Source organism: Aeromicrobium sp. PFPM2_SD2, assembly GCF_057364525.1.
Genome location: NZ_JBNFNZ010000117.1, coordinates 1 through 6,312 on the forward strand (window position 1 = coordinate 1; position 6,312 = coordinate 6,312).

Genomic DNA, 6,312 nt, shown 5'->3' on the forward strand with positions numbered 1-6,312 from the left:
CGAGGCCCGGGGTCGGTGACGTCGCCGCGACGACGTCCGCGATCTCGGCGGCGAGCGCCTCGACGCGCTCGCGCGCCGGGCGGCGCAGTAGACGTGGAAGCCGTCGCCGGCCAGGGCGCGGGCGGTCGCGGCGCCGATGCCGCTGCTGGCTCCGGTCACGACGGCGGTGCGGGTGCTCATGGCGCCATGCTCCCAGACGCCCTCGCGGTGCTGGACTCGCGAGGCCTCGCGGTGCCGATGCCGGACGCGGTGGGATGATGGGAGGCCGAAGGCGAGGTGCTGATGATCCGACGGGTCGCGATGCTCTCGGCGCACACGTCCCCGCTGGAGCAGCCGGGCGACGGGGACGCCGGCGGGATGAACGTGTACGTGCTGGAGCTGTCCCGACGGCTCGCCGCGCGGGGCGTGGAGGTCGAGATCTTCACGCGCGCCACGTCGTCCAGCCAGCCCGAGGTGCACGAGGCGTTCGACGGCGTGCGCGTGCACCACGTCGCCGCCGGTCCGTTCGAGGGCCTCACCAAGAACGACCTGCCGGCGCAGATGTGCTCGTTCGTGCGCGACGTCCTGCGCGCCGAGGTCGAGAGCGGCCCCGGCACCTTCGACGTCGTCCACTCCCACTACTGGCTCTCGGGCCAGGTCGGCACCGTCGCGGCCGAGCGCTGGTCGGTGCCGCTCGTGCACACCATGCACACGATGGCCAAGGTCAAGAACGCCCGCCTGGCCGAGGGCGACACCCCCGAGCCGATCGGACGCGTCCGCGGCGAGGAGGAGATCGTCCGGCTCGCCGACCGGCTCGTGGCCAACACCGACGAGGAGGCCGCCGAGCTGGTGGGCCTCTACGGCGCCGACCCGTCCCAGGTCGTGGTCGTGCACCCCGGCGTCGACCTGGACGTCTTCCGCGCCGACCGCCGCGACACGGCCCGCGCCTCGCTGGGCCTGTCGCCGGACGCCGTCGTGCTGCTCTTCGCCGGGCGCATCCAGCCGCTCAAGGCGCCGGACGTGCTGCTGCGCGCGTCGCGGTGCTGCTCGAGCGCGACCCCGTCGCTGCGCGAGCGCCTCGTCGTCCCGGTGGTTCGGGGGAGCGTCGGGCTCGGGCCTGGACGCGCCGGACGCCCTCGCCGACCTCGCTCGCGAGCTCGGCCTGCAGGACGTCGTGCGGTTCGAGCCGCCGGTGCGCCAGGACGTCCTGGCCGACTGGTACGCCGCGTCGACGGCGGTCTGCGTGCCGTCCTACAACGAGTCCTTCGGCCTGGTCGCGCTCGAGGCGCAGGCCTGCGGCACCCCCGTCTCGCCGCCCGCGTCGGCGGCCTGCCCACGGCGGTCGCCGACGAGGTGAGCGGCCTGCTCGTCGACGGTCACGACGAGGCCGACTGGGCCGACGCCCTCGAGCGGCTGGTCGGCGACCCCGGCCTGGCCGACGCGATGGGGCGCAAGGCGGTCGAGCACGCGGCGTCGTTCGGGTGGGAGGCGACCGTGGACCGTACGCTCGACGTGTACGAGGCGGCGCGGGCCGCCCGGGAAGGACGTCGATGACCCAGCAGCACGCGGCCGAGGTCGTCCGCGAGGCCCTGGAGCGCTCGGGGCTCGAGCACACCGAGCACCGGCCCGGGGTCTTCGAGGTGGACCTGCCCGGCGAGCGCAAGCTCAAGACCACGTGCCGGCTGGAGGTCGGGCGCCACGCGCTCGCGATCCACGCCTTCGTCGCCCGCCGGCCCGACGAGAACCACGAGGCCGTCTACCGCTGGATGCTCGAGCGCAACCTGCGGCTGTACGCCGTCGCCTTCGCCGTCGACGCGGCCGGCGACATCTACCTCGACGGCCGTGTCTCGCTGGACTCGGTCACGCCCGACGAGGTCGACCGGCTGCTCGGCTCGGTGCTGAGCTACGCCGACGAGTCGTTCAACACGATCCTGGAGCTCGGCTTCGAGTCCTCGATCCGCAAGGAGTGGGAGTGGCGCCTGGCCCGCGGCGAGTCCACCCGCAACCTCGCGGCGTTCGAGCGCTTCCGTCCCGCGGCCCCGAGCGAGTCGTGATCGCGTGAGGGCCCGCCTGTTCGTCGACGTCACCGACCCCTGGTCCTACGTCGGCACCACCCGCTTCGAGCGTGCCGCCGCCACCTTCACCATCGTGCGCGGCGAGCCGGTCGACATGGCGCTGCGCGCCTTCCAGCTCGACCCGGACGCATCCAGCTCCGGCCGCCCGCTGCGCGAGGCGCTGGCCGGGCGCCACGGCGACCACGCGGCCGGCGAGATGCTGGCCCAGGTGAGCGCCGCCGCGCGCATCAGCGGCATCGACCTGAACTTCGACGACGCCGTCGAGGCCAGCTCCTTCGACGCCTGGCGCCTGCTCACCTGGGCCGGCGACGTCGGCGCGGCCGAGCAGCGCGACCTGGCGCACCAGCTGTGGCGCGCGCACCTGCTCGAGGGCGCGGACGTCTCGGACCCGTTCGTGCTCGCCACGCGGGCCGCGCTCGTCGGCCTGGACCTGGAGACGGCCGAGGCGCTGCTGGCCAGCGACGAGTACGCCGACCAGGTGCGGCTGCAGGTCGAGGCCGGGCGAGCGGTCAACGTGACCCAGCTGCCGACGGTCGTCATCGAGGACCGCTGGACGCTGGCCGGCGTGCACAGCCAGGACGACTACGTCCAGGCCCTCGACGCCGTCTTCCGGGAGTGGCACGACGCGTAGCCTCGCCCGCGCGACCGTCCGGCGCGGTCTCGCTAGGCTCGGGCCATGACCATGAACCTCGTCCTGCTGCGGCACGGCCACAGCGAGTGGAACGCGCTCAACCTGTTCACCGGCTGGGTGGACGTCGACCTCAACGGGCAGGGGGTCGCCGAGGCCCAGCGCGCCCCCGGTCTGCTGCGCGAGGCGGGCCTGCTGCCCGACGTCTCGCACACGTCGCTGCTGCGCCGCGCCATCCGCACGTCGCAGATCGTGCTCGACGGCGTCGACCGCCACTGGGTGCCGGTCCGCCGGTCGTGGCGGCTCAACGAGCGCCACTACGGCGCGCTGCAGGGCAAGGACAAGAAGGCCACGCTCGAGGAGTTCGGCGAGGAGCAGTTCATGCTCTGGCGCCGCTCCTACGACACCCCGCCGCCGGCGCTGGCCGACGACAGCGAGTTCAGCCAGGCCGGCGACGCGCGCTACGCGGGCCTGCCCGACGAGCTGCTGCCCCGCACCGAGTGCCTCAAGGACGTCCTCGAGCGCATGCTGCCCTACTGGTACGACGCGATCGTCCCGGACCTGCTGGCGCAGAAGACCGTCCTGGTCACCGCGCACGGCAACTCGCTGCGCGCCCTGGTCAAGCACCTGGACGGCATGAGCGAGGACGCGGTCACCGGCCTCAACATCCCCACCGGCATCCCGCTGCACTACGAGCTGGACGACGACTTCAAGCCGGTCACGGCCGGCGGCACCTACCTGGACCCGGAGGCGGCGAAGGACGCCATCGCCGCGGTCGCCAACCAGGGCCGCTGACCCGGCGTGGCCGGACCGATCGTCATGCCTTCCAGTCGCCCCGGCCACCGGAAGGCATGAAGATCCGTCAGCGCGCGGTGCCTACGCCTCGTACTTGTAGCCCAGCCCGCGGACGGTGACGAGCGTGCGCGGCGTGGCCGGCTCCGGCTCGATCTTGGCGCGCAGCCGCTTGACGTGGACGTCGAGCGTCTTGGTGTCGCCGACGTAGTCCGCGCCCCACACCCGGTCGATGAGCTGGCCGCGGGTGAGCACCCGGCCGGGGTTGCGCAGGAAGTACTCGAGCAGCTCGAACTCCTTGAGCGGCAGGCGCACCTCGTCGCCGTCGACGGTCACCAGGTGCCGCTCGACGTCCATGCGCACGCGCCCGGCCTCGAGCGCGGAGTCGTCCTCGACCGTCTCGGTCGTGCCGCGGCGCAGCACGGCGCGGATGCGGGCCACGAGCTCGCGCGGGCTGTACGGCTTGGTGACGTAGTCGTCGGCGCCGAGCTCGAGCCCGACGACCTTGTCGATCTCGGTGTCCTTCGCGCTGACCATGATGATCGGGACGTTCGAGGTCTGGCGCACCTGGCGGCACACCTCGGTGCCGGACAGCCCGGGCAGCATGAGGTCGAGCAGGATGATGTCGGCGCCGCCGCGCTCGAACTCGCTCAGCGCGTCCGGGCCGGTCTCGGCGATGGCCACCTCGAAGCCCTCCTTGCGCAGGACGTACGACAGCGCCTCGCTGTAGCTCGCCTCGTCCTCGACCACCAGGACACGGGTCATGCGTGCTCCTCCTCGTTGTCCGGCACGTGCGCCGGGAGGACGAGGGTGAACGACGACCCCTCGTCCGGCTTGCTCCACACCTCGACGGACCCGCCGTTGCTGGCCGCGACGTGCTTCACGATGGACAGTCCCAGACCGGTGCCGCCCGTGGAGCGGTGCCGCGCCGGGTCGACGCGGTAGAACCGCTCGAAGATGCGGTCGAGCTCCCCCTCGGGGATGCCGATGCCGCGGTCGGTGACGGTGATGCGCACGTCGTCGTCGTGCGCCTCGGCGGTGACCGAGACCCGGGTGCCGGGCTCGGAGTAGGTGACGGCGTTCTCGACCAGGTTGCTCACCGCGGCGTGCACCTGCCCGCGGTCGCCGCGCAGGTACAGGCCGGGCTCGCAGGCCCGGACGAGCTCGATGCCCTTGGCCTCGGCGTCGGTCTGGCTGTGCTCGCAGGCCTCGGCGACGACCTCGGACACCGCGACGACGTCGGGGGTCTCGTTGAGGACGTCGGCCTGCAGGCGCGACAGGTCGATGATCTGCTGCACGAGCCGGGTGAGCCGGCGGCCCTCGTCCTGGATGCGCCCGGCGAACCGCTCGACCGCCTCGGGGTCGTCCTTGGCCTCGCCGACGGCCTCGGCCAGGATCGCGATGGCGCCGATCGGGGTCTTCAGCTCGTGGCTCACGTTGGCCACGAAGTCGCGCCGGATCGTCTCGACCCGGTGCTCGTGGGTGCGGTCCTGCAGCAGCACCAGCACGACCTGGCGGGTCAGCGGGGCGACGCGCGCGTGGACGTGCACGGGGGCGCGGCCGCGCCGCTCGAGGGTGGTCTCCTGCTCGCGCACCTGCCCGTCGCGCCGCACCTGGTGCACGAGCGCCAGCAGGGTGGGGGAGGTCAGCTCCTGCTGCTGCACGAGCCCGAGCGCGTAGGCGGGCGCGGACGCCTGGAGCACCCGGTCGTCCTCGTCCATGAGCAGGGCGGACGACGACAGGACGCTCAGGACGGCCTCGGCGCCGGGGGGAACGGCCGGCGGCTCGTCCGACCCGGGCGGCAGCTCCTGCAGACGGCGCTCGCTCAGCCGCCACAGGTAGGCGATCGCGGCACCGACGAGCGCTCCCAGGAACGCGGTGATGACCAGCTCGGTGCTCAGCTCCACGGCACCGATGGTACGCACGCCGGACACCCTCCGGACGCCCGCGCAAGCCCTCTGACCTGGGACGTTCCGGGGGTGTTCACGTCCCGTTCACGGCAGGTCGCCGCCCGTTCACCGGCGCTGCCTAGCCTGCTCGCATGCGTGACCAGTACTACGAGCAGCTCGACACCCTCGTCGACGAGCTCGTCTCCCTGACCAACGACGTCCGGCGCACCGTGGCCGACGCGACCTCCGCCCTGCTGGGCGCCGACACGGGCGTCGCCGAGCGGGTGATCGCCGGCGACAAGCACATCGACACCGAGACGGAGTCGATCGAGGAGCGGGCCCTGCTCCTGCTGGCCACGCAGCAGCCGGTCGCGACGACCTGCGCCAGCTCGTGGCCACCCTGCGCATGGTCACCGACCTGCAGCGCATGGGGGCCCTGTCGGTGCACGTCGCCAAGGTCGCGCGCCGCCGCGCCCCCGACGTGGCCGTGCCCGAGAAGCTGCGCCCGACGATCATGTCGATGGCCTCGGTCGCCGACCAGATGATCGACGCCGCCGCGCGCATCGTGGCCGACCGCGACGTCGAGGCCGCCGCCCGGCTCGAGGCCGAGGACGACGAGATGGACCGCCTGCGCAAGCACATGTTCCGCGTGCTCCTCGACGACTCGTGGGAGCACGGCGTCGAGCCGGCCATCGACCTGGCCCTGCTGGGCCGCTACTACGAGCGCATCGGCGACCACGCCGTCTCGATGGCCCGCCGCGTCGTCTACCTGGTGACCGGCGAGCTCAGCTGACCTGCTCCGCACGAGGGCCCCGTGGACGTGTCCACGGGGCCCTCGTGCGTGAGGATGTGTCGATGATCCGCCTGCGTCCGGACCTGCCCGCCGCGCTCGCGAGGGCCCGCTCCCCCTCCAGCCGGGACGTCGCGGGGCTGGGTCGTTTGACGTCGC

Annotated in this window: 8 protein-coding genes and 2 pseudogenes; 7 read left to right on the forward strand and 3 right to left on the reverse strand. The window is 73.2% G+C overall.

The annotated features are described in order from the left end of the window. The coding region (locus AC2W7G_RS07490; protein ID WP_485867880.1) for an SDR family NAD(P)-dependent oxidoreductase at positions 1 to 180 on the reverse strand (180 nt) is incomplete at its 3' end. A 177-nt stretch (positions 181 to 357) separates the two neighbouring features. Between AC2W7G_RS07490 and AC2W7G_RS07495 the strand changes: the two are divergent. The 5 genes and pseudogenes from AC2W7G_RS07495 to AC2W7G_RS07515 all read left to right on the forward strand — a co-directional run. Beyond that, a pseudogene (locus AC2W7G_RS07495) lies at positions 358 to 879 on the forward strand (glycosyltransferase); the annotation flags it as partial. A gap of 274 nt (positions 880 to 1,153) precedes the next feature. Further along, a complete protein-coding gene (locus AC2W7G_RS07500) occupies positions 1,154 to 1,336 on the forward strand; it encodes a glycosyltransferase (RefSeq protein WP_485867887.1) in 183 nt (60 codons plus the stop codon). Between the two features lie 193 nt (positions 1,337 to 1,529). Then, a complete protein-coding gene (locus tag AC2W7G_RS07505; RefSeq protein ID WP_485867881.1) occupies positions 1,530 to 2,033 on the forward strand; it encodes a type III secretion system chaperone family protein in 504 nt (167 codons plus the stop codon). 4 nt (positions 2,034 to 2,037) lie between these two features. Further along, positions 2,038 to 2,685: a DsbA family oxidoreductase gene (locus tag AC2W7G_RS07510; RefSeq protein ID WP_485867882.1), complete on the forward strand. Its 648-nt coding sequence runs from the start codon at positions 2,038 to 2,040 to the stop codon at positions 2,683 to 2,685. Positions 2,686 to 2,730: 45 nt separating this feature from the next. Next, positions 2,731 to 3,477, forward strand: coding sequence for a phosphoglyceromutase (locus AC2W7G_RS07515; RefSeq protein ID WP_485867883.1), 747 nt, complete (start codon positions 2,731 to 2,733; stop codon positions 3,475 to 3,477). Positions 3,478 to 3,558: 81 nt separating this feature from the next. On the opposite strand, the gene AC2W7G_RS07520 is transcribed toward AC2W7G_RS07515, so the two are convergent. After that, the gene (locus tag AC2W7G_RS07520; RefSeq protein WP_485867884.1) at positions 3,559 to 4,239 is read right to left on the reverse strand and encodes a response regulator; all 681 of its coding nucleotides are present in this window, start codon (positions 4,237 to 4,239) and stop codon (positions 3,559 to 3,561) included. Next, on the reverse strand, positions 4,236 to 5,381 hold the full coding sequence (locus AC2W7G_RS07525; RefSeq protein ID WP_485867885.1) for a sensor histidine kinase: 1,146 nt from the start codon (positions 5,379 to 5,381) through the stop codon (positions 4,236 to 4,238). The genes AC2W7G_RS07520 and AC2W7G_RS07525 overlap by 4 nt, the downstream gene beginning before the upstream one ends. 134 nt (positions 5,382 to 5,515) lie before the next feature. On the opposite strand from AC2W7G_RS07525, the pseudogene AC2W7G_RS07530 reads away from it, so the two are divergent. Together AC2W7G_RS07530 and AC2W7G_RS07535 are read left to right on the forward strand one after the other, a co-directional pair. Next, a pseudogene (locus AC2W7G_RS07530) lies at positions 5,516 to 5,680 on the forward strand (phosphate signaling complex protein PhoU); the annotation flags it as partial. Between the two features lie 74 nt (positions 5,681 to 5,754). Continuing rightward, positions 5,755 to 6,156 (forward strand): phosphate signaling complex PhoU family protein, encoded by a 402-nt coding sequence (locus AC2W7G_RS07535; RefSeq protein ID WP_485867886.1) that lies wholly within the window; start codon positions 5,755 to 5,757, stop codon positions 6,154 to 6,156. Positions 6,157 to 6,312 lie beyond the last annotated feature (156 nt).